Origin of the sequence: Gordonia gummivorans (assembly GCF_022513585.1) — a bacterium.
Classification (GTDB): domain Bacteria; phylum Actinomycetota; class Actinomycetes; order Mycobacteriales; family Mycobacteriaceae; genus Gordonia.
Genome location: NZ_JAKWBF010000008.1, coordinates 53445 through 73689, shown reverse-complemented (window position 1 = coordinate 73689; position 20245 = coordinate 53445). Strand labels below are relative to the sequence as shown.

At 65.6% G+C, this 20245-nt stretch carries 17 protein-coding genes and 1 pseudogene; 8 read left to right on the top strand and 10 right to left on the bottom strand.

The features are described from left to right. Positions 1 to 3: 3 nt before the first annotated feature. Positions 4 to 2028: a DNA/RNA non-specific endonuclease gene (locus tag MKW15_RS08250; RefSeq protein WP_240857114.1), complete on the bottom strand. Its 2025-nt coding sequence runs from the start codon at positions 2026 to 2028 to the stop codon at positions 4 to 6. Positions 2029 to 2247: 219 nt separating this feature from the next. Here MKW15_RS08250 and MKW15_RS08245 point away from each other — a divergent pair, with 219 nt between their 5' ends. Both MKW15_RS08245 and MKW15_RS08240 read left to right on the top strand, forming a co-directional pair. Further along, positions 2248 to 3096 carry a hypothetical protein gene (locus MKW15_RS08245; RefSeq protein ID WP_240857113.1) on the top strand — a complete coding sequence of 283 codons (849 nt, stop codon included), beginning with the start codon at positions 2248 to 2250 and terminating at the stop codon, positions 3094 to 3096. An 11-nt stretch (positions 3097 to 3107) separates the two neighbouring features. Then, a complete protein-coding gene (locus MKW15_RS08240; protein WP_240857112.1) occupies positions 3108 to 3743 on the top strand; it encodes a nucleotidyltransferase domain-containing protein in 636 nt (211 codons plus the stop codon). Between the two features lie 108 nt (positions 3744 to 3851). On the opposite strand, the gene MKW15_RS08235 is transcribed toward MKW15_RS08240, so the two are convergent. Both MKW15_RS08235 and MKW15_RS08230 read right to left on the bottom strand, forming a co-directional pair. Continuing rightward, positions 3852 to 4406, bottom strand: coding sequence for a DUF4334 domain-containing protein (locus MKW15_RS08235; RefSeq protein ID WP_240857111.1), 555 nt, complete (start codon positions 4404 to 4406; stop codon positions 3852 to 3854). A gap of 69 nt (positions 4407 to 4475) precedes the next feature. Further along, complete coding sequence (locus MKW15_RS08230; RefSeq protein ID WP_240857110.1) at positions 4476 to 5015, bottom strand: FKBP-type peptidyl-prolyl cis-trans isomerase; 540 nt, start codon at positions 5013 to 5015, stop codon at positions 4476 to 4478. 134 nt (positions 5016 to 5149) lie between these two features. On the opposite strand from MKW15_RS08230, the pseudogene MKW15_RS08225 reads away from it, so the two are divergent. Further along, positions 5150 to 5584: pseudogene (locus tag MKW15_RS08225) on the top strand (VOC family protein); the annotation flags it as partial. Positions 5585 to 5763: 179 nt separating this feature from the next. Here the strand turns inward: MKW15_RS08225 and MKW15_RS08220 are convergent. From MKW15_RS08220 to MKW15_RS08200, 5 genes are all read right to left on the bottom strand, one after another. Then, complete coding sequence (locus MKW15_RS08220) at positions 5764 to 7392, bottom strand: alkaline phosphatase D family protein (protein ID WP_240857199.1); 1629 nt, start codon at positions 7390 to 7392, stop codon at positions 5764 to 5766. 142 nt (positions 7393 to 7534) lie between these two features. Further along, a complete protein-coding gene (locus MKW15_RS08215; protein ID WP_240857109.1) occupies positions 7535 to 8833 on the bottom strand; it encodes an ATP-binding protein in 1299 nt (432 codons plus the stop codon). A gap of 136 nt (positions 8834 to 8969) precedes the next feature. Continuing rightward, positions 8970 to 9338, bottom strand: a complete 369-nt coding sequence (locus MKW15_RS08210; RefSeq protein ID WP_240857108.1) for a TraR/DksA family transcriptional regulator — start codon at positions 9336 to 9338, stop codon at positions 8970 to 8972. Positions 9339 to 9366: 28 nt separating this feature from the next. Further along, the gene (locus MKW15_RS08205; protein ID WP_240857107.1) at positions 9367 to 9732 is read right to left on the bottom strand and encodes a hypothetical protein; all 366 of its coding nucleotides are present in this window, start codon (positions 9730 to 9732) and stop codon (positions 9367 to 9369) included. A 69-nt stretch (positions 9733 to 9801) separates the two neighbouring features. Then, positions 9802 to 10077: a nickel-binding protein gene (locus MKW15_RS08200; protein ID WP_240857106.1), complete on the bottom strand. Its 276-nt coding sequence runs from the start codon at positions 10075 to 10077 to the stop codon at positions 9802 to 9804. Positions 10078 to 10205: 128 nt separating this feature from the next. Between MKW15_RS08200 and MKW15_RS08195 the strand changes: the two genes are divergently transcribed. Both MKW15_RS08195 and MKW15_RS08190 read left to right on the top strand, forming a co-directional pair. Beyond that, positions 10206 to 12788, top strand: a complete 2583-nt coding sequence (locus MKW15_RS08195) for an ATP-binding protein (RefSeq protein ID WP_240857105.1) — start codon at positions 10206 to 10208, stop codon at positions 12786 to 12788. 156 nt (positions 12789 to 12944) lie between these two features. Next, positions 12945 to 13436 (top strand): hypothetical protein, encoded by a 492-nt coding sequence (locus MKW15_RS08190; RefSeq protein ID WP_240857104.1) that lies wholly within the window; start codon positions 12945 to 12947, stop codon positions 13434 to 13436. A 2-nt stretch (positions 13437 to 13438) separates the two neighbouring features. Here the strand turns inward: MKW15_RS08190 and MKW15_RS08185 are convergent, their stop codons facing one another. Both MKW15_RS08185 and MKW15_RS08180 read right to left on the bottom strand, forming a co-directional pair. Then, entirely contained in the window at positions 13439 to 15661 is a 2223-nt protein-coding gene (locus MKW15_RS08185) for a 6-phosphofructokinase (protein ID WP_240857103.1), read from the bottom strand. 172 nt (positions 15662 to 15833) lie between these two features. Next, positions 15834 to 16895, bottom strand: coding sequence for a lactonase family protein (locus tag MKW15_RS08180; RefSeq protein ID WP_240857102.1), 1062 nt, complete (start codon positions 16893 to 16895; stop codon positions 15834 to 15836). 192 nt (positions 16896 to 17087) lie between these two features. Between MKW15_RS08180 and idi the strand changes: the two genes are divergently transcribed. The 3 genes from idi to crtI are packed head-to-tail and all read left to right on the top strand — an operon-like array spanning position 17088 to position 20175. Next, entirely contained in the window at positions 17088 to 17633 is a 546-nt protein-coding gene (idi, locus tag MKW15_RS08175) for an isopentenyl-diphosphate Delta-isomerase (RefSeq protein WP_240857101.1), read from the top strand. Continuing rightward, a complete protein-coding gene (locus MKW15_RS08170) occupies positions 17630 to 18553 on the top strand; it encodes a phytoene/squalene synthase family protein (RefSeq protein ID WP_240857100.1) in 924 nt (307 codons plus the stop codon). The genes idi and MKW15_RS08170 overlap by 4 nt, the downstream gene beginning before the upstream one ends. Then, positions 18550 to 20175: a phytoene desaturase family protein gene (crtI, locus tag MKW15_RS08165; RefSeq protein WP_240857099.1), complete on the top strand. Its 1626-nt coding sequence runs from the start codon at positions 18550 to 18552 to the stop codon at positions 20173 to 20175. Before MKW15_RS08170 ends, crtI begins: the two co-directional genes overlap by 4 nt. Positions 20176 to 20245: the final 70 nt, after the last annotated feature.

Sequence of the window (20245 nt, the reverse complement as noted above, 5' to 3'; positions counted from 1 at the left end):
CTCCTAACAGAGAATGAGGTTTTCTGGGCGGATCAGTTCGCGTGGTGTGCCCGTGGATTCGACGTGTTCGAGCGGATCCGCCGCGATGTAGGGCGAGAGTTCGAGTCCGGTCAGGTCTGCGATCCGACGGACGGGGACCTGGTAGGTGCGATAGGCCCCGTAGGAGAACGACTCCGGACCGGCCGCGAACTCGTCCAGCAGCGCGGCCTGGCTGAGCAGGTACGCGGTGGATGCCAACGTGTGCCTGTCGGTGACGATGGTGACCACCTTCCAGAACTGGCGGGGGAGTGACACCCCGCGGTAAGGCGGGTCGTCGGCGGCGAGCACCGGACCGGTGAGGACGCTGACCTTGAGGCCGTGAGTGGCGCTGTTGCGCAAGACGTAGTCTTCGAGGCCGAGCCACAGGGTCGAACCGGCATTGAATTCGTGGTGCTGCGGTGTGCAATTGGTGAAGTGGAACGTGTCGTCGTTGGCGGCCTTGGCGTTTGGTCCCCACGCCGGGTCGAGTCGTCGGACCAGGTGACCTCGATCGAGGTTGTTGGCGAGGTACAACTCTTTGTCGGTCTGCTCACCGGCGGGTAGCCGAGGATCGGCGATCCAGCGATCGGATTCGCGGGGCAACTCGGCGGGTTGGTTGCCGTCGATGTTGACGGCGGTGAACATCGCCATCCGGCGAACGCGGTTCATCACCACGCTGAAGTGGTGATACCGCAGTTCACTCGATGCCAACGCAGCCAGTCCGGGGCCGACGGTCGGCAACGGCGCCCGAAGTGTCGGATCGAGGAAACCGGGGTCGTAGCCGGCCCGGGTGCTGTAATCCGGATCGATGGAGATCGCTTCGGCAGCAACGCTGTTCACCGTGATGGGAGTGGGCTCGGCGACCCGGAAAGTGATCTCGAGCGGCAGGCGTATCGTCGACACTCCGTCGGGCACGTCGACGGCGAGTTCCGGCGGACGCGGTTGCCGGGCAGGTGCTGCTGCAGCGGTCGGCGCCGCCTCCGAGCGGCCGCTGCCCGCGGGACCGAGCAGAACGTCGAGCAGGGCCTGCTGTTCGGTGGTGAAGGATTGTGTGCGAAGGTAATTCAGGATGCTGCTGATCCGGACACCCTCGTTCAGGAAGCCGCCGAACTCCGATCGCTCGGGGGCGGGCACGCTGGCGTGGTGGAGCGCGACCACTTCCCATTGATCGTTGAACACCGGTGAGCCCGACGAACCCGGTTCGGTGTCGGCGCTGTAATGCACGAATCCGTCGGGGATGTCGATGAGTTTGTTCTCGCGCAGTACGATCTGCTTCTTGCGGCCACCCGGATGCTGGACGATGGTGACGTTCTCGCCGATGATCACCGTTCCCTGCGCGGCGGTCAGACGGTTGAATCCGTAGCCTTTCAGCGTGCCGCTGTCGTCGGTCACGGCCACCAGGGCGAAGTCGCGTTGACGATCTGCGACGAAGAACTTGTCAGGATTGAGTTGGTAAGTGTGCGAGGATAACTCGGTTCCGCCCGCGCCGTCCTGATAGTCGAACTCGATGAGGCTGATGCGCGCCGTTTGTGCGTCGGGCAGAACGTGATGGTTGGTGAGCAGGAGGTCTGGGGTCACCAGAAAGCCCGTACCGTATCCCTGCAGATGGCCTGAGGCCGCTCCGATCTGGACCCGGCCGATGGCGCGCGCTGCCAGTACCCCGTCATCGAGGTATCTGACACCGAGGAAGTCGGCGGTGTTGATGATGCGCTCGAGCTCGGCCGACGGTGCGGCAACCGCCGCGGCCGTTTCTTCGACGCCGAGCTCGATTGTCGGCTGCGGTTGCGCCTGAGCGGTCGGCGAGTAGTAGTCCGCGATGCGCGCCAAGCGCTTTCTGATCCGTTCCGGATCGTCGGCCTCGGCGAGGCCGTTCGACCTGGCGAGCACTTCCTCGTGCTGCCGGCGACTGGTGGATCTGTCCTGCAGGCGTCGGGCGGCAGCCGCCACCTGGAGGTCGTGTTCGGAATCGAACGCGCCCTGCGCGGACGGGGTGGGGGAGACGACGGTCATGGTGGCACCTCGGGTCGCTGAGTTGTCGCGATGCAACGAGTATCCGGCGCTCGTTGGAGCACAACATGAGTAGACGGCTACCCGAATTCCTGGCTCTGACGACCTCAGGTGCGCGTCGGGGCTGCGACGGCAAGGTAGCCGACGGTCCTATGATCGAGCCATGGTCGTCGTCGAGATCCTGCCGAAGTGTTGCTTCGTCGACGCCGGTCGGAGGTGACGATGGATCTCGACGACGCCGCGGACGAGCTCTTTGGGCTGATGCCCGCTGAATTCGTCTCGCGCCGAAACGAACTCGCCAAACAGGCGAAGGCCGACGGCGACCCCGAGTTGTCGTCGGCGATTCGCGGACTACGACGGCCAACACATTCGGCATGGGCGCTCAATCAGTGGGTGCGGTCCGACCCGGATGGGGTGGCGGCGCTGACCACGCTCGCTGCCGAACTCGCCGCGGCCCAACGACGTGGTGAGATGGCCCGGGTGCGTGAGTTGTCGCAGCAGCGACAGACTGTGGTTTCCGACAGTGCAGCCGCGGTGGCCGATCTCGCGACCGATCGCGGCCTGCCGATGTCGGGTGGCGCTGTCGGTGAGGTGTCGGCGTCGTTGCGGGCAGCGATTGCCGACGAGGCGGTTGCGGCCGTGTTGACCGCCGGACGGTTCGTGACTGCGGTCGAGTACAGCGGGTTTGGTCCCGCGGGTGTCTTTCTCGTTCCCGACGCGGAACCGCCCACCGATGCCGCCTCGACTTCCGTCGAGCAAGCCGATGCGGATGAAACAGATGATCCCCGCGCAGCCGCGCGCGCCGAACTCGCCGCCGCCACCGAAGAAGCAGCACGTATCCGGGACGAACTCGAGCACGCAGGTGACACGGTGGACGAGGCCACCGAGAGCACCGATCGACTGTCGACGAAGGTCGAAGAGCTGCGAGTCCAGCTGGCGGCCGCGGACGAGGAACTGCTGTTTGCGCGTCGCAAGCAGGTCGCCGCGCGTGAGGCCTACGATGATGCGCAGACCCGGCTGCGGGTCGCGGAACAGCGTGTGCACACTGCGCGTCGGGATGCGGAAGCGTGAGGGAGTTCGCCGTGTCGCCGGCGAAGGGGAGCGAGGAAGCGGCGTTTCGCTCGCGATACGGCCCGTGGGCGAACGTGACACCCGGCGACGTGTCGGACCTGCTGGGTGATCTCGATCGTCCATGGTGGGTGGCAGGCGGATGGGCAATCGACGCGTTCACGGGCACCGAGCGCGATCACGAAGATTTGGACCTCTGTGTATTCCGCACCGACCTGGACGCGTTGCTTGCCGCGTTGGACGACCGATTGCACGCCTGGGCGACCGGCCTGCAGGGCAGTCTGTGGCCGGTGACGGGTGAATACCCGCTGCCCGGCGACTCGACGCAGTTGTGGTTGCGCGCCGACGCGACGTCGCCCTGGCTGCTCGATGTCCTGCTGACCCCGGACGATGATGGTCGCTGGGTCCATCGCCGTGACGGTTCGTCGGCCCCGCTCGACGAAGTGACTTGGCGGTCGGGCGAGATTCGCTACCTCGATCCGGAGATCGTGTTGATGTACAAGGCGAAGGCCAATCGTTCGAAGGATCTGTCGGACCTGCGCAGGGCGATTCCGCAGCTGGACGACCACGCCCGGAAGAGGCTGCGGGAGTTCCTCATTCACAGCCATCCAGGACACGCTTGGATCGGGCTCTTCAACTCCGCGTCGTAGGGTGGTTCGAGTGCAGTGGACCTCGGAGTCGGTGCTCGAGCAATCGAAACGGTGGCAGTCGTCTTGGCATCCGCCGGGATCCGACGTTGTCGTCGATGACCGTTGTGGCTACACCAACGACAGCGAGTCGTCGCGCCGAAGCACGAAGAAGTAGGGCTTGTCTGAACCCTTGAGATCCATGGCGCCGATCACCGCGTCGTCGGAGAGGCGGTGAAAGACATCGTTGATGGGCAACTGGTCGTAGATCATGGTCGCGGAGTCGACGCCGCGGTACCGAGTGGTTCGCAGGCGCGCCTTGGCGGATCGTGTCTGCGACAGGAGTCGGGTGGCGGCGATGGGCTTCACATAGGTGTGATTCTTGACCTGCGGCAACACTTTCGACACTCCTACACCGCTGAAGGCGAGGGCCGGGTTCATCGCCCACAATGCTTTGCCATCGCGGGTTCGGAACAGCAACGGGTGCACGGTCTCGGCGTCGACGAACTGTTTGCCCCACCAACCGCTTGCACCGAGCAATCCGTCGATGGGATGTCCGGTCGGCACCTCGGCACCGTGCCAGGTGCCGATCATGAAATCGGGTTCGACGGCGGCCGAGTCATCGAACAGTTCGGCCGCCTCAGCGAAGGTGGTCGGTACGGTCGGCATCAATTCGTGCAACTGCATGCCTTGGATCGTACGCGACATTGACACAGACTTGACCAAATGTCTCAAAGTCGACGCGACGTGCAGTGATCACTCGGCAGAGATGATGGCGATCTCGAAGACCAACGTGTCACCGGGTTGGATTCCGGCGTCTGGCGCCCCGTTCGGATAGGCGTCGGCGGGTGCCATCGCCACTGCGACGCGCGAGCCAACCTTTTGGCCGGCGATGGCCTTGCGGAAACCGGGCACCACCTCACCGAGCCCGAAGGGGGCCGGCTGTCCGCGCTGGTAGGAGCTGTCGAACGTGCGGCCGTCGCGGCCGTTGACACCCTCGTAATTGACTGTTACATAGCTGGTTTCGGACACCACCGCGCCGGATCCGGTTTCCAGTGTGTGCACCTGGGTTTCGGTCACCGCGAACGGCGCGGTGATCGTGATCTTCGGCGGCGCGGTATCGGTCGAAGCGACCACCTCGGCCGTGCCGGTCGTGCCCTGGAAAGTCCAACTGGGCGGGTCGGCGGGATCGTCAGAGCTGCATCCCGCTGCGAAGACTGCGATCACGGTGGCGATGATCGCCAGGGCGACTACTTCGGCCGACCTCGGTCGGCGCTTGGCGGTGCGGGATCTCATGCGGTGAACCGTACCCGAGCGCACCGACCGCCGATCGGTGGTGTGTTCCTCGGCGGTCCGGTGCGATTGAGGACCGCAGGTGTCCCCGATGCATGTGATGGTGGATGTATTCCGAAGCAACGAAAGGTGGCGTCATGTCCAGCGAGATCCAGGTGACGTTCGACTGCGGCGATCCAGCTGCGCTCGCCGCGTTCTGGGCCCACGTCCTCGGTTACCGGATTCAGGATCCGCCGGCCGGCCACCCGTCTTGGGACGAGTTTCTCGAGGCCGTTGGCGTGCCGGCCGAGCGGCGCAACGACGCTTCGGCGCTGGTGGACCCGGACGGCTCGGGGCCCCGAATCTTCTTCCAGCGCGTACCCGAGGGAAAGTCCGCCAAGAACCGCGTGCATCTCGACGTTCGCTCGGCGCCCGGATTGACCGGCGCCGACCGGATGGCAGCTTTGGAAGAGACTGCCGAACACCTGATCAGCCGGGGTGCGACCCGACTCGAGCGCCACGAACCGGCGCCACCGACGGCCGGCGGCCACATCGTCATGGCCGATCCCGAAGGCAACGAGTTCTGCCTGGACTGGATACCACCCGACGGCCGAGGCACGACGGGCGCGGCCTCGTCGCAGAAACCGCACTTGTCGCCAGAAACCCCAGGTGTGGTCAGAAACCGCTGCTGCGCCTCGGGTATCTGACCAGACACGCGGTTTCTGAGATCGCGACACGCCGACGACCATTGGGGGGCACCGTACTCGTCCGATCAGTCGAGCCGCACCGACGCCGCGTCGACGAGGTCGCCGTGGTCGTCTGGTTGGTCGAACGTCACCCTGGCATCGCGTCCGTCGAGCTCAAGCGTCGCAATGGTATTGCCGAACAGCGGGCCGGCGACGTTGGTCCATCGCACGGGCAGAGGCCTTGATCCCCAGCGTCGGGCAAACGCCCGGGTTGCCTTGCCCACGCGGCTCGACCATCCATAGGTCAACACCGGTCTCACATAGGCAGGAACGTGGTTGTGGACGGGCGAACAGACGAGCTGATACACGCTCGTCTGTGTCGTCGTCGGCAGATCCACGCGCGCCGCGTAACTGTGGTGGACGTCGCCGGACAACACGGTGACGGTCGCCAGCGGATGTGCCGGGCGATCAGACGCCCCGACGATGAGCTCGGTGAGGCGCACGAACGAGTCGAAGAAGGCCGGCCAGTGCTCGAAATCTGCTGCCTGACGGATCTTTTCACCCAGACGACCGCGCCACCCGGGCCTGCCCGCGGCGAGTTCGTTGATCGTCTGCAGGTCACTGACCGCATAGGGCAACAACCACGGCAACGACGTCCCCAGCATCAGGTGATCCACATCCTCGTGTGCATCGGCGATCTGGTCTGCCAGCCAATCGAATTCACGTTCCCCGAGCATGGATCTGTGTCCATCGGTCAGAATGCGGCCGTTGCGAGAGTCGATCATGAGCAGCCGGCTTCGTCCGAGATCCCAGCGGAAGCTGAACCGCACGCCCTTGCTGCCGTCGACCTCGGCGTCGGCGCGATCGGCCAGGTCGGCGAGGACGGGCCAGCGATCACCGGTGCCCGTGACGATCGCGCGGTAATCGGGATCGTCACGGAGCGTGTCGGCGCTGAGATTGCCGATGTGCTGATACACCCAGTACGACGCCAGACCCGCACGAATCCGATCGGGCCACCATGGGATGGACGCCATCTCGGCCCGCCAGACCGCCGACGTGTTCCAGTCGTCGCGGATGTCGTGGTCGTCGAAGATCATTGCCGTGGAAATCGTCGACATGATCCAGCGGATCTCGGGATCACTCCAGGTGTGGCGGTACAGGCTCTCGTACTCCCGAAAACTCACCACTTCATCTGGCGGGCGTTTGGTGCGCACCGAACCTCGCCGCCGCCCGGCGAGGTGAGCACGGGCCTGCGGGGTCAGCTCGTCGGCGTACACCTGGTCGCCGAGGAGGATGAGGACATCCGGCCATTGGTCGACGGGCACGGTGGCAAGGCGCTTGGCGTACGAATCGAGCGCATCGGTGCCGAGCTTTTCATCGATCTTCGGTTCGCCGGTCTTCGGATAGCGACATGACCCGAAGATCACCTTCTTGCGGACGGCACCGCGCGGGCCCTGGGTACGAATGACGCTGCGCGGAAAGGTCGAATCTGCTTCCGGCCACACGACGTCGTCGTCAATGGAGACTTCGTAGTCGTAGGTCGAGTCCGGGGACAGGCCGTCGACGAGTACCAGCGCGTAATGGTGGCCCTGCACCTCGAAGGTCTGCGCACGACACCCCAACACGGTGACCTCACATGAGGTCGACGTCTGTACCCAGATCGACGCGGTGGTGTCGCCGACATGACGCAGGATGGGGCCGAGAAGAAGAGGCATCGATTCAGGGTAGGCGCTGCGGATGAGCAGTGCTGCCAAGTCGGGCGCCACGGCGAGGCTGATGCCCTCGGCCGCCCGGTGATCGGCGCGCATGCGCGACCTCGGTGCGCGGCGGGTGGTAGGAAGGTCAGCCTGACAGGGCCTAGAGGTAGGTCCCGATCGGCACCGTCGCGGCATATCCCCGTTCACCGATCACGCTCAGCAGAGTTGCCGTGGTGACCGCTTCACCGTCGACGAGAACGGCTCGCCGAATCGCCTCGGACACATCGGCACCAGTCCGTTCGGCCGGGAACGCATCCACCACCCGCGCGACGTCGACGTCGGCCGACGGAAGGCGCCGCAACGTGGATCGCAGCATCGCCGCCACCGCCGCGTCGGTCGGCCAGCCCATCTCGACGATCGAATCGAACCGGGCGGCACGCGTCGCCGCATTGTCCAGCGACTTCGGATCGTTGGTGGTCGCGATGGTGAGCACCCGGTCTCGCTTGGTCGCGCCGTCGAGGGCCGATAGCAGCGAACCCAGACTCGAGTCGGAACCGCTGCCTCGCCGCTTGATGTGCAGATCGATGTCGTCGAGAAGCACGACGAGTGGTCCGAGATCGTCGGCAGTACGGTAGATGTCGCCGATACCGTGGGCGGTTGCCGCGGGATCGGCGATGATCGCCGTGAAGGAACCGACCAACTCGCTCATGACGACACGCGCCACGGCCGTCTTGCCGACGCCGGGAGGGCCGGCGAGCATGATCCCTCGACTCGTGGCCAACCCGGCGGCCCGCAGGGTCTCATGTCGCGTGGTCACCGCAGCGACCGCGAGATCCACTTCGCGCCATACCGTTTCGGGTACGACAACATCGTCGCGGCGTGCACCCAGTTCGACGTCCTCCACGGAAAGCTGGAGACGGCCGTCGAATCCGGCGTTGAGGACACGTCCACGCAGCGGGTTGCGTGCTGTCATGCGTCGGCGGATCTGGGCGACGGCGGTCTTTGCCATCTCGTGCCCACCGGGAGGTGCGATCACCGCGATCGAATGGTGGTTGTACTGCGGATTGATCACAGCCTGCACCGCCAGAGGTCCGGAACCGAAGGGGTTGTGCGGACCGAAGAAGAGAGTGGCGTCGGTGGGAATCGAGTAGTCGACACCGCCCAGGGTGAACTCGCGCCAACTCGGCGGATCGTCATCCTCGTCGGGTCCGATCACCGGGTTGTGCTGATCCACCAGATCGGCGAGCACCAGTCCGGCCGCAATCAGCGTCGACGGCGTCAAACTCAGGTAGTGCGTGGACAATTCGTTTCGAGGTGCACCCAGATGCGCCGCGAGCAGACGATCTGCGGTGGGCTTCGGTTCGGCGGTGCCGGTCAACATCTGGCCGAGAACGAGCAACGCACGACGGACCACGGGTGCCTCACCGTCCAGCGGCGTACCCATCGCATCGTCGATCATCGTCCTCAACTTCCTTGGTATGGCCCTCCTTTCGGGCAGCGGTCAACTGTGGCACCGGCGACACCTCACGCACAACAGGTTTTTCAGCGATGCACGGTCGGAACGTGGGTGCGTTTGGTGATGTGGGTGTCGCAGATCACCACTGTCGAGCCGGGTTGCGACGCGCACAGTCGACGCATTGTCGCGCCGCGGGCAGGACCTCGAGACGCTCCGGATCGATCTGTCGCCCACAGGTTTCACAACGCCCGTACGACCCGCGTCCGAGGCGCTCGAGGGCGGCGTCGATCTCGTGCAGCCGCACGCGTGACCGTTCCACCTGCGCAACAAGGTGTCCTCGCTCGACGGCGAGGGTTGAACCCTCGGGATCATGCTCGTCGTCGGCTGACTCGTCGGCGGTCGCGTCGATGACGGCCGCCAATCGTGCGGTCAGTGCGTCGATCAGCTCCTGTGTCCGTGTCCGTTCGGAGAGCAACGTGTCCCGCGACGGATCATCGTGCGCGGTCACGATGATCCGGTCGAGAGTCGACGCCGCCTCATCGCACCCCCGCCTCCTTGAACTTTTGTACGCCCGACCGTGTACTCGTCACCAGGACGGGATGGTCGCGCTGATCGTCCTGTGGTGGCGCAACGCCTCGTTCTCCGTCGCGGTGGCGCAGGTACCAGAACAACATGAATCCGGTCGACGTGCCGTGGAATGCATGCAGCACCCAGATGGGGCCCAGGGGCAGACTGACCACATAGATCGCGTACAGCAGATTGCCGAGGTTGGCGAGCACGATGTTTCCGATGCTGTACGACGACAGGTCCCGGGTGGTGGCCGCCTTCCTGAGCATCGGCAGCGTCGAGAGGACGAACACCGCGGTGGACAGGCTCCCGGCGACGGTGGCGATGTCGGTCATGACGGAGTCCTGGTCGACGAGCGTTCACCGCGGTGTTCGGCAATCACTGGCGTGTCAGGGATTCGCCGGTCAGGGATTCGCACTGTGCGGTCCGAACTCGGAAGCGACCTCGGTGACCGAGGTGCACGGGAATCCGGCGCGGCGCGAATGCTCCCACACGGTCGACTCGTCGTCGGCCTGGTGGACGCAGACGATCTTGTCGCCGGCGGCATAGCTCGTGATCCACCGGTAGGGGACGCCGAGCGACGCGGCGGTGTCATTGGACGTGCGCGCGATGTCGGCGAGTGCGGGAGCGTCGAGGTCGGCGGCGCCGGGAAAGTCGCGTTCGATGACGAAGGTCTTCATGTCAATTCTCCTTGCTGGATGATTTCTTGCCTGCTCAGAGTCGCGCGTACCCAATTCCCGGGCATCGGGAAGAACTCCCTATCTTGGCCGTCTTGCCTGGTCAGGAAAAGCCTGCCTATTCTCTGGTGGTGGCGCTCGTGGAGCGGGACCGGGAGCTGACGAGGCTCGAAGCACACGTCGATCGGGCGCGTGCGGGAGATGGCAGTGTCGTGATGGTCACCGGTGAGGCCGGTGCGGGCAAGACCGCGTTCGTCGAGGAGTTCACCGCTCGATCCGCGGGCGACATGCGGGTCCTGTGGGGCCAATGCGATCCACTCACCACACCGCGGCCGCTCGGTCCGCTGTTCGACGTCGTCGACGACCTCTCGCCCGACTCCCGGCGCACACTGCAGGGGGCCGAACACGCCTACGACATCTTCGACACGGTGGCACGCGACCTCGCGTCGGTTCCGACGATCCTCGTCATCGACGACGTGCACTGGGCAGATCAGGGTACGAGCGACTTCCTGCGTCACATTCTGCGTCGCGTTCGGCGCAGCACCACCCTGGTGGTGATCACGACGCGCGACGAGGCGTCCGATCACGCCGACCCGGTGCAGTACCTCCGTGGCGACGTCGCCCGGTCGTCGTCGGCGACATCGATTGCCCTGCAACCACTCTCGATCGACGCGGTCACGCACATGGTTGGTGCGCGTGCACTCGACCCGGTGGCGCTGCACCGCGTGAGTGGCGGAAATGCGTTCTACGTCACCGAATTGCTGGACCACGATGGTCGGGAGCTGCCGCCCACCATTCGTGATGCGATCCTGGCACGAACTGTCGGACTCGACTCGGCGAGTTGGGATGTGCTCAACCTGCTCGCGTGTTCACCGTCCGCAATCCCGGACCGATTGCTGGGAGTGCTCGGCATCGGCACCGACACACTGACCCGTTTGGGCCGCGCCCACCTGATCCGCCGGAGCGTGCGGGGGATCGCGTTCTGGCATGACCTGTGTCGGCTTGCCGTGGCAGATGTGCTGCCACCTGGTGCCAAGACGCCGTTGCATCAGCGGCTCATCGCCGCGTACGACGCTGTCGGAGAACAAGACCAGGCGACCATCACCTATCACGCATCGCGGGCGGGTGACACCGCCCGCGTCCGGTCGTCGGCCATCGCCGCGGGCCGGAATTCGGCACGGTCTGGTGCACATCGCCAGAGCGCCGAGTTCTTCCGGATGGCCCTTGCGGTGGGGGCGGACGACGATCCCGCCGGCGACGCCGAACTGCTGGAACTGCTTGCCGCCGAGTCGTACCTGACCGACCACCTCGACGAGGCCATCGACGCCGGCGAGCGGGCCCTGCAATTGCGTACCGTCGCCGGAGACACGGATGCCGTCAGTGCCGACCATCTGTCGCTGGCCGTATACGAGTGGTACAACGCCAACCGGCCTGCAGCCAATCATCATGTCGCCCAGTCGATCGCGGTGTTCGAGTCGGGCTCGCCCACGCCGCCGCTCGGACACGGGCACGCGATGGCGGCGTTTCTGGCGCTTCATGGGGGATCGGTCACGCAGGCACGCGCGCACCTGGAGCAGGCCAAACGGGTATCGGCTCTGACCGGCGACCAGTCGTTGCGTGATCGGATCGACATCGTCGAAGCCATTTGCGACATTGTCGACGGCGAGGTGTCGGGTCGTGGTCGGCTGTTGCAAGTCCTCACGCGGGCGCCGACACATCTCGACGAACTGTTCTCCAGCGGCTACAGCAACCTGGTTCATTTCGACGTCGAACAGCGTCGCTTCGTTCCGGCCGCCGAAGTCCTGGCCCGAAGCATCGACATGACCGTCGACAACGACCTTCCGGTCTGTCACGTGTGGCAACTCGCCACCCGTTCCAGGCTCGAATTTCTCCGCGGCCGGTGGGATGACGCACTCGGCGACAGCGCGTCGGTGCTCGACGGTCCGTCTGCCCCACTCGCGCGAACGTGGCCGTTGCTGGTTCGAGGATTGACCGCCCTTCGTCGTGGGGCGGATGGTCGTGACGACCTCGAACGCGCGTGGGAAATCGGCCAGAGCTATGGCGAACCCTTGCGGGTGTTGCCCGTCGCGGCCGCGCTGGTCGAGCAGGCGTGGTTGACAGGCCTGCCCGACGACCGGATCTCCGGGTTTGCCCGTCTGATCGTCGATGACGCCGACGGATTACAGTGGACCAGAGGTGATCTCGCTGTCTGGCTGAGCCGGGTGGGTGATGGGAACCGTGCCGGCGAGCTGGTTCCCGGCTCGGTTGCTCCGCCGTTTGCCCGCTATCTGGCCGGTGATGTGAGCTCGGCGGCACAGGCTTTCGGCGATGCCGGGCTCGAGTTCGATGCGGCGGTCGCCTTGACCGAGACCGGTGACACGTCGAGCATCGGTCGGGGTTTGGCAGCGCTGGACAGGTTGGGAGCGTTCGCGACCGCGGACCGAATCCGGCGAAATCTACGAGCCGCGGGATCGCTGGCCGTTCCGTCGCGTCGACGAGCATCGACGAGATCCAACGCCGCGGGGCTCACCCGACGCCAAACCGAGGTGCTGGCACTCATGGGTGAGGGACTCACCAATGCGGAACTAGCGGATCGCCTGTACCTGTCGGAGAAGACCGTCGGCCATCACGTGTCGGCGATCCTCGATCGCCTCGCGGTCACCAATCGACGCGACGCGGTGCGGCGAGGCCGGGAGACCGGCGTCATCGACTGATGGCCGCTGAGGCCGCCGCGCGAAAGTTAGGGATGTTCTCCCGATTCCCCCGAGGATTCGTGTGCCGATTCTGATGGTGCGGCTCAAACCCCTTGAGCTCGCCCGACACAGATCAGGAGCACGAACATGAAGACCACTTCGAGGACCACACGGGTCATGACGACACTTGGGGCGGTGGCCATTGCCGCCGGCCTCGCCACCGGTGCTGCGGTGTCATCCGCCGACGCCGCACCACGAGCCACCGGGGCGCAGCTGGCGGTCTCCGCCCCGAACCAGTACAACATCCGGGTCACCATCTCCGGTGTGTTCAAGATGAGTCGCGTCGATGCCGACACCATCATCAAGTACATGGTCGACAACCGCACCGGCGGCGTGACTTTCACCCTGCGGGCCGACGATTACGGGACCGGCGACGACGTGGCGTTTCAGCGGATCGTCACCGGCACCGGTTACATGCCGGGCGGCCACCTGGTCGCGACCGACCAGGGGTTGAGCTACCTGAAGGTGATGGACGTTCCTCGCGAGTACCTCAACGAGGACGACAACGCCTTCGACGAGACGGATGAGATCTACGCACAGGTCCACCTCAACTACGCACGTGGCGGTGATCGGTACGCCACGAGTCCGGTCGTGTCGCGCAACTTCTGATGTCAGCGGCGCATGATCTTCGCCAGGTCCTTGCTCTCCATCCAGCGTTGCTCGACGGGCCGCTTGGCCTCGGCGTCGATCAGAGCGGGGTAGGAGGTCAGGTCGGTGAACTGGACCCGCCCGGATTGGAATCCGATCATGGCGCTGGCTCGGCCGCCGGATTCCAGTTGTTCGGAAAGGAATTCGATGCATCGAGCAGTGAGGCTGGTGGCGTGGATGCGGTCGAAGGGCGAGGGGTCGCCGCCCTCTTGCACGTGGCCGAGAACAGCTTGCCGGGCATCGAAGAGCTCGCCGCCTTCCTTCTCGAACAGTGAGGTGATGAACCACGTGTTGTAGACCGCGTCGGCGCCTTCGCTGCGGATGATCAACCCGAATCGTTTGCCCGAGCGGAATCCCTCGGCCATCGAGTGGATGTCGGCGGTCAGGTCGTCGATGGTGATGCCGTCCTCGGGCATGTAGATCCGTTCGGCCCCGGAGGCGATTCCGGACAGGAGCGCGAGGTATCCGGCGTGGCGTCCCATCACCTCGACCACGGCGACGCGACGGGTGGCCACCGCAGCCTGCCGGATCTTGTCCACGTCGGACACGATGCTGTTCAGCGCCGTGTCACTACCGATGCTCAGTTCCGTTCCGGGCACGTCGTTGGTGATCGTCATCGGAAGGCACACGATCGGGATGTCGAGAGCCGGGTATTGCTGGCGGTGGCGGTGGAGTTCGTAGGCCGACTGGTAGCCGGTCCAGCCGCCCGCCATGAGCAGCCCGTCGATCCGGTGTGCGGCGATTTGCTCGGCGACCTGCTCGATCCCCGCGCCCGTCGTCGGAATGTGCCGGTCCGTACCGAGTTCGGCACCACCGTCGGACACCCAGCCACTGACATCCATCCAGTCCATTTCCTGGATCTGCCCGCGACGCAGCCCGCGGAAGCCGTTCTTCACCGCCAGGACCGAGTAACCCCGATCCAGGCCGAGGCGGACCGCCGCTCGCACCGCGGCGTTCATTCCGGGGGCAAGGCCTCCGCTGTGCACGATCGCCAGCCGGAAGCGGCGTCGGCCCGTCTGCGTCGGTCGTGCAGCCGCTTGCTGAACAGTCTGCAGGATGCGGTGCGATTGGCGAAAACTTCCTCCGCGCAACAACATCGCGCCGTCGTAATCCTGGGCCTTGATACGTTCGGCAACGGCGTGGGTCTGTTCGACACACTCCATCAGCGGCGACGTCACCACCCGATTGCCGCGCAGCCCGACGAGCTGGGCGGGCGCGCCGGGTGCGTCGGTGAGTAGTCGCTCGACGGCGGTGAATCCCAACCGGGTCGCCAGGAAGCGGTCGAAGGCGCTCGGCGCACCACCACGTTGCACGTGTCCGAGCGTGGTGATGCGGGTGTCCTCGCCGAGTTCGTCCTCGAGAAGTTTCTTGACCTGTTCGGCGGTGATCGGGTTGCCGGCGCGGTCCTGCGCACCCTCGGCCACCACCACCACCGACTGCCGGCGTCCGATCTGGCGGCCCGTCCGGACGTCCCGACACATCTGATCTGCCCAGTCGTCGGCCGGCGGCTGTTCGGGAATGAGAACCCAGTTGGCCGCCGTGGCCAGCGACGCCATCAGCGCGAGGTACCCGCAGTGCCGGCCCATCACCTCGACCACGAAGGAGCGTTGGTGGCTCGACGCCGTGCTTCGCAGGGCATCCATCGCCTCGACGATCCGGTGCAGGGCCGTGTCCGCACCGATCGTCATGTCGGTACCGGACATGTCGTTGTCGATCGATCCGACCAACCCGACGAGGCGGAGAAACGAGTGGGACTCGGCGTCGGCGGCCGAGATCTCACCGGCGTCGACGAGTTCGGCGAGCAACTCCGGCCACTCCGCGCGGAACATGTTCGCACCGGTCAGGCTTCCGTCGCCACCGATCACCACCAGGGCGTCGATTCCGCGCTCGAGCATGTTGCGGGCGGCGGCGCGGCGGCCCTCGCGGGTCCGGAACTCCTTCGAGCGCGCAGTTCCGATCTCGGTTCCGCCCTTGTGCAGAATCCCATCGGTGTCGGCGAGTTCCATGCGGCGGATGAGGTCACCGCCGTCGACCAGCCCCTGGTAGCCCTCATGGATCGCGTACGCATCGATGCCGTGATGGAGGGCCGTGCGAATCACCGCCCGCACCGCCGGGTTCATCCCCGACGCGTCACCGCCACTGGTCAGGACTCCGATGCTCGACGGCGTGGACCCGGTGTCAGCCATGTCGGCGACCCGATTGCGACCGGCGTCCGCGTGAACGTGTGCTACTCATCTGGTACCCCATGTCCTCGTCGTGCTGTCGGAGAATCTCCTCAGGCGTCGGCTATGAGCATTGCGGTCCCGAGGTGTCGGCGCAACCGATTCGGCGATGTCCGCGCCCTCCTCGACCGGTGTGTCAGCCGACGACGAACTCGATGCACGACGGGCTGCCGGTGATGATCGTCTGGCCGGTCGGGGTCAGTGCACCGGTACCTACATCGGCGTGAAACGCAATGATGTTGTCGCTCACCTGGTTTGCGACAAGCAAGGTGTCGGAGTCGGGGGCGAACCGCAGGAAACGAGGTATCGCACCACCGGATTTCGTAAAGGTCGGCGGGCCGGCCATTCCGTTCGGGAGCACGGGAAAGGACGCCACCGAGTCGTGCCCTCGATTGGAGACGTAAACGAACCGGGTGTCGCGCGAGAAATCGATCCCAGCCGCCGCGCTGGGTGTGTCGTCACCGTCGGGCAGCGTCGAGAGTGATTGCACGACGCAGAGCTCCGCGTCGGCCGACGCGTGTTTGTAGACCGTCAAGTGCGACGACAATTCGTCGACGACGTACATGAACGGCAGCGATGGGTGGAACAGTAGGTGACGCGGCCCGGAACCTGGTGCGCTGAGGTGTGCCGGACCGGCGACGGTCAGTTGAGCAGTCGTCGGGTCAAAGGCCAGCAGATGCAGCCGGTCGGTTCCCCGGTCGGGCACGACGATGTGCCGGCCGCTCGGGTCGATACACACCTCGTGGGGCTGTGGTCCGGTCTGCTCGCCGGCGATCGGTCCGGGTACTCCGGTGAGTACGAGCGAACATACGCGCGGACCGAGTGTGCCGTCGGGGTTGCGCGGCAAGACTGCGATCGATCCGGACGTGAAACTGGCGACGATGAGATGACGTTGGTCCGGTGACAGCGCCAGGTGCACCCCGTTACTGCCGCCGGTGTCGTAGCGGCCCAGCTCGCGCAGCCACCCGGTCGATTCGATCTCGTACGAGGACACCAGCGGGCTGTCGCCGTGTGCCGCGTACAGGTGACGGCCGTCGTTGTCGGCCACGAGAAATGACGGGTTCTCGGCGGTCGGCACGGTGTGGATCGCGCGCCACTCATCGTCGGGCGTCACCTCGAAGACAGCAATCCCGGTCCCGTGTCCGCGCCGTCGCGCACTCGAAAAGCATCCGACGAAGGCAAAGCGTGTTCTGCGCACGTGACCTCCCTAGCGGTGCCTGTCGTGCGGGGGTTCGGGCGAGGGTGTTGCGGGAAGCGATCGGTACGCTATCAGCCCGAGGCACGTCTGTGACGCCGCCGGGCACATCCGAATCGCGGACGGCGACGAATTCAGACAAGAGTGGTTCGCCTGCGACCGGAGGGGACCGCCACACACCGAACGGAGGACCACATGACCGACGACCTCGTCGTTCTCGTAGACGCCCACCGACAGCCGTGTGGGACCGCGCCGCGCACGAGCGTGCACGGCACCGAGACCCCACTTCACCTGGCGTTCTCGTGTCACCTCGTGGACTCGGCCGAGCGCATTCTGATGACGCGGCGCGCCCTCTCGAAACCAACGTGGCCGGGCGTGTGGACCAACTCGTTCTGCGGCCATCCGCGCCCCGGCGAGCACGTCGAGGATGCGATCCGGCGCTACGCCCCGCGCGAACTCGGCCTCGACATCGACGACCTGACCTGCATTCTTCCCGACTTCGAGTATCGGGCCGTCGACGCCGGCGGAGTCGTGGAGAACGAGATCTGTCCCGTGTACTGGGCCCGACCCGTGGGCACGCCGGTGCCCAATCCGGATGAGGTGATGGATCTCGTATGGGCCCCGATAGAGGACGTCTGGGCGGCCGCCAACCGAACGCCCTGGGTCTTCAGCCCGTGGTTCGTCGAACAGGTGCATGCACTGGGTTCGCGACCGCTCGACACAGTCCGGTGGGCATCATGACAGCCACCGTTCGCCATTTCCCGGATGGTGATGCGGCCCGGCCCTATCACCACTACGACGACGTCGCCGACCAGAGCGCGGCACTGGTCATCCGCTCGTATTCATCCTCGTTCGGACTGGCGTCCCGACTGCTCGCCAAAGGGGTACGGCAGGACGTCCGAAACATCTACGCGCTGGTGCGGGTCGCCGACGAAATCGTCGACGCCCCACGCCCCGAGCAGACGCAGGCCCAACGCCGCAGTGCGCTCGACTCTCTCGAATCTGAGGTGGCCACGGCGCTGCAGACCGGGTCGAGCTCCAACCTGGTGGTCCACGCGTTTGCCCGAACTGCCCGGCGCTCGGGCATCGACACCGCTCTGGTCACGCCGTTCTTTGCGTCGATGCGGGCCGACCTGGACTGCCAACAGCACAGCGAGGCGAGCCTGACCGAGTACATCTACGGGTCGGCCGAGGTTGTCGGACTGATGTGTGTTCACGCGTTCCTCGCCGACCACCCCCACCGCAAGGCGCGCTACGACCAGCTTGCACCAGGTGCCCGGCGCCTGGGAGCCGCGTTCCAGAAGGTCAACTTTCTCCGTGATCTCGGTGAGGACAGTGGTCAACTGGGACGCCGATACCTCATCGGGATCGACCCGGACAAGCCGTCCGCAGATGCGTGGCGCTATTGGCTCGACGACATCGACACCGACCTGGCAGTGGCGGCCAAGGCGATTCCGCTGTTGCCCAACGGAACCCGAGTGGCGGTGTGTACCGCGCACGACATCTTCGCGGACCTCTCCAGACGGCTGAGGTCGACGCCGCCGGAAATTGCCTGTCGCACACGGATTCGCGTACCCGGACCAGACAAGGCGCGAATTGCCGCCGGCGCCGCATTACGTCGTGGCCAACCACGCACCGCCACCGCGAAGTCGGTCTCGTGAGCGGAGGGGGCAAAAGGGTCGTCGTGATCGGCGGTGGCGTGGCGGGGTTGTCGACCGCTGCGTTACTCGCCGCCGACGGACATCACGTCGACGTCGTCGAGAAGAATCCCAGCTTGGGTGGTCGAGCTGGGTCGTGGGAGCGCGATGGGTTTCGCTTCGACACCGGACCATCCTGGTGGCTGATGCCCGACGTGTTCGACCACTTCTTCGCGCTGGTCGGCACGTCCACCTCCGAACGCCTCGATCTTCGGCGCCTCGACCCCGCATACCGTGTGTTCTTCGAGAATCACTCCACACCGATCGACATCACGGGAGACGAAAGCCGAAACCGTGAGATCTTCGACGCGGTAGAGCCGGGGGCGGGGGTCGCACTCGGGGATTACCTGGAGTCGGCACGACGCGCGTATGACCTTGCGGTGCAGAACTTCTTGTACACCAACTTCGATACCCCCACCGCCTTCCTGGGCCGCGACGTGCTACGCAATGTGCGTGAACTCACCGGCCTGCTCCTGGGCAGCCTGGACCGATACGTTGCCGACAGATTCACCGACCGTCGCCTCCGGCAGATTCTCGGATATCCGGCGGTCTTCCTCGGGTCGTCGCCCGATCGAACGCCCGCGATGTATCACCTGATGAGCTGGCTCGACCTCGCCGACGGTGTTCGCTACCCGGCCGGTGGCTTCACGACGCTGGTGGATGCACTCGCCGACGTTGCCACCGAACACGGCGTGCAGATCCACACCTCGACCACGGCACTGGCCATCGACACCAGACCGCCTGTGCGCTCAGACATTTGGTCTCGCCGCAGACGACGACGCGCCGAGGTGACCGGTATTCGGGTCTCGGACGCGGAGGGTGCCGAGCACGTCATCGATGCCGATGTCGTCGTGGGCGCCGCAGATCTTCACCATGTGGAGACGCAGCTTCTGCCGCGCCGACTGCAGACGTTTCCGCAGAAACGTTGGGATCGCGCAGTTTCCGGACCCGGGGCGGTGCTCGTCTACCTGGGCGTAAAGGGCGAACTGCCGGAACTCGAACACCACTCGTTGTTCTTCACCGAGGACTGGACCACCAACTTCGACGCCATCTTCGAGACCCCGACCCAAGTCCCGGACCCCGCGTCTCTCTACGTCTGCCGGCCGTCGGCGACCGACTCCACCGTGGCACCCCCCGGCCACGAGAACATCTTCGTCCTCGTACCGGTCCCCGCCGATCCGGGTCTCGGGGCGGGCGGCGTGGATGGCCGCGGAGATCCGACGATCGAGCGGATCGCGGAGAGAGCGATTGACATGATCGCTTCGTGGGCGGGGATTCCCGACCTGGCCGATCGGGTTGTCGTGCGCCGCACCGTCGGCCCGGCCGACTTCGCCACCGAGGTGAATGCATGGTCGGGTGGCGCGCTCGGGCCGGCGCATACCTTGCGGCAGAGTGCATTCTTCCGCGCCGGCAATCGGTCCCGGAGGGTTGACGGACTCTTCTACGCCGGGCACAGCACCACCCCGGGAATCGGTCTGCCGATGTGCCTCATCAGTGCCGAACTCGTTCGCAAACGTCTGCGCGGGGACACCTCCGTCGGGCCGTCGCCGGTCGATCAGCGCGTTCACCACCCATCTGCCGGCTGAGCCTCGAAGGCCTGGTGACCGTCGCTACCTGGCCGCCCAATTGCCCTGTCCCACCAGCCCTTCGAGGCTC

Coding starts and splice junctions, on each gene's coding strand:
- MKW15_RS08245 (WP_240857113.1), top strand. CDS start 2,248: ATGGATCTCGACGACGCCGCGGACGAGCTCTTTGGGCTGATGCCCGCT.
- MKW15_RS08250 (WP_240857114.1), bottom strand. CDS start 2,028: ATGACCGTCGTCTCCCCCACCCCGTCCGCGCAGGGCGCGTTCGATTCC.
- MKW15_RS08220 (WP_240857199.1), bottom strand. CDS start 7,392: ATGCCTCTTCTTCTCGGCCCCATCCTGCGTCATGTCGGCGACACCACC.
- MKW15_RS08230 (WP_240857110.1), bottom strand. CDS start 5,015: ATGAGATCCCGCACCGCCAAGCGCCGACCGAGGTCGGCCGAAGTAGTC.
- MKW15_RS08170 (WP_240857100.1), top strand. CDS start 17,630: ATGACAGCCACCGTTCGCCATTTCCCGGATGGTGATGCGGCCCGGCCC.
- MKW15_RS08185 (WP_240857103.1), bottom strand. CDS start 15,661: ATGGCTGACACCGGGTCCACGCCGTCGAGCATCGGAGTCCTGACCAGT.
- MKW15_RS08205 (WP_240857107.1), bottom strand. CDS start 9,732: ATGACCGACATCGCCACCGTCGCCGGGAGCCTGTCCACCGCGGTGTTC.
- MKW15_RS08200 (WP_240857106.1), bottom strand. CDS start 10,077: ATGAAGACCTTCGTCATCGAACGCGACTTTCCCGGCGCCGCCGACCTC.
- MKW15_RS08190 (WP_240857104.1), top strand. CDS start 12,945: ATGACGACACTTGGGGCGGTGGCCATTGCCGCCGGCCTCGCCACCGGT.
- MKW15_RS08235 (WP_240857111.1), bottom strand. CDS start 4,406: ATGCAGTTGCACGAATTGATGCCGACCGTACCGACCACCTTCGCTGAG.
- MKW15_RS08215 (WP_240857109.1), bottom strand. CDS start 8,833: ATGATCGACGATGCGATGGGTACGCCGCTGGACGGTGAGGCACCCGTG.
- idi (WP_240857101.1), top strand. CDS start 17,088: ATGACCGACGACCTCGTCGTTCTCGTAGACGCCCACCGACAGCCGTGT.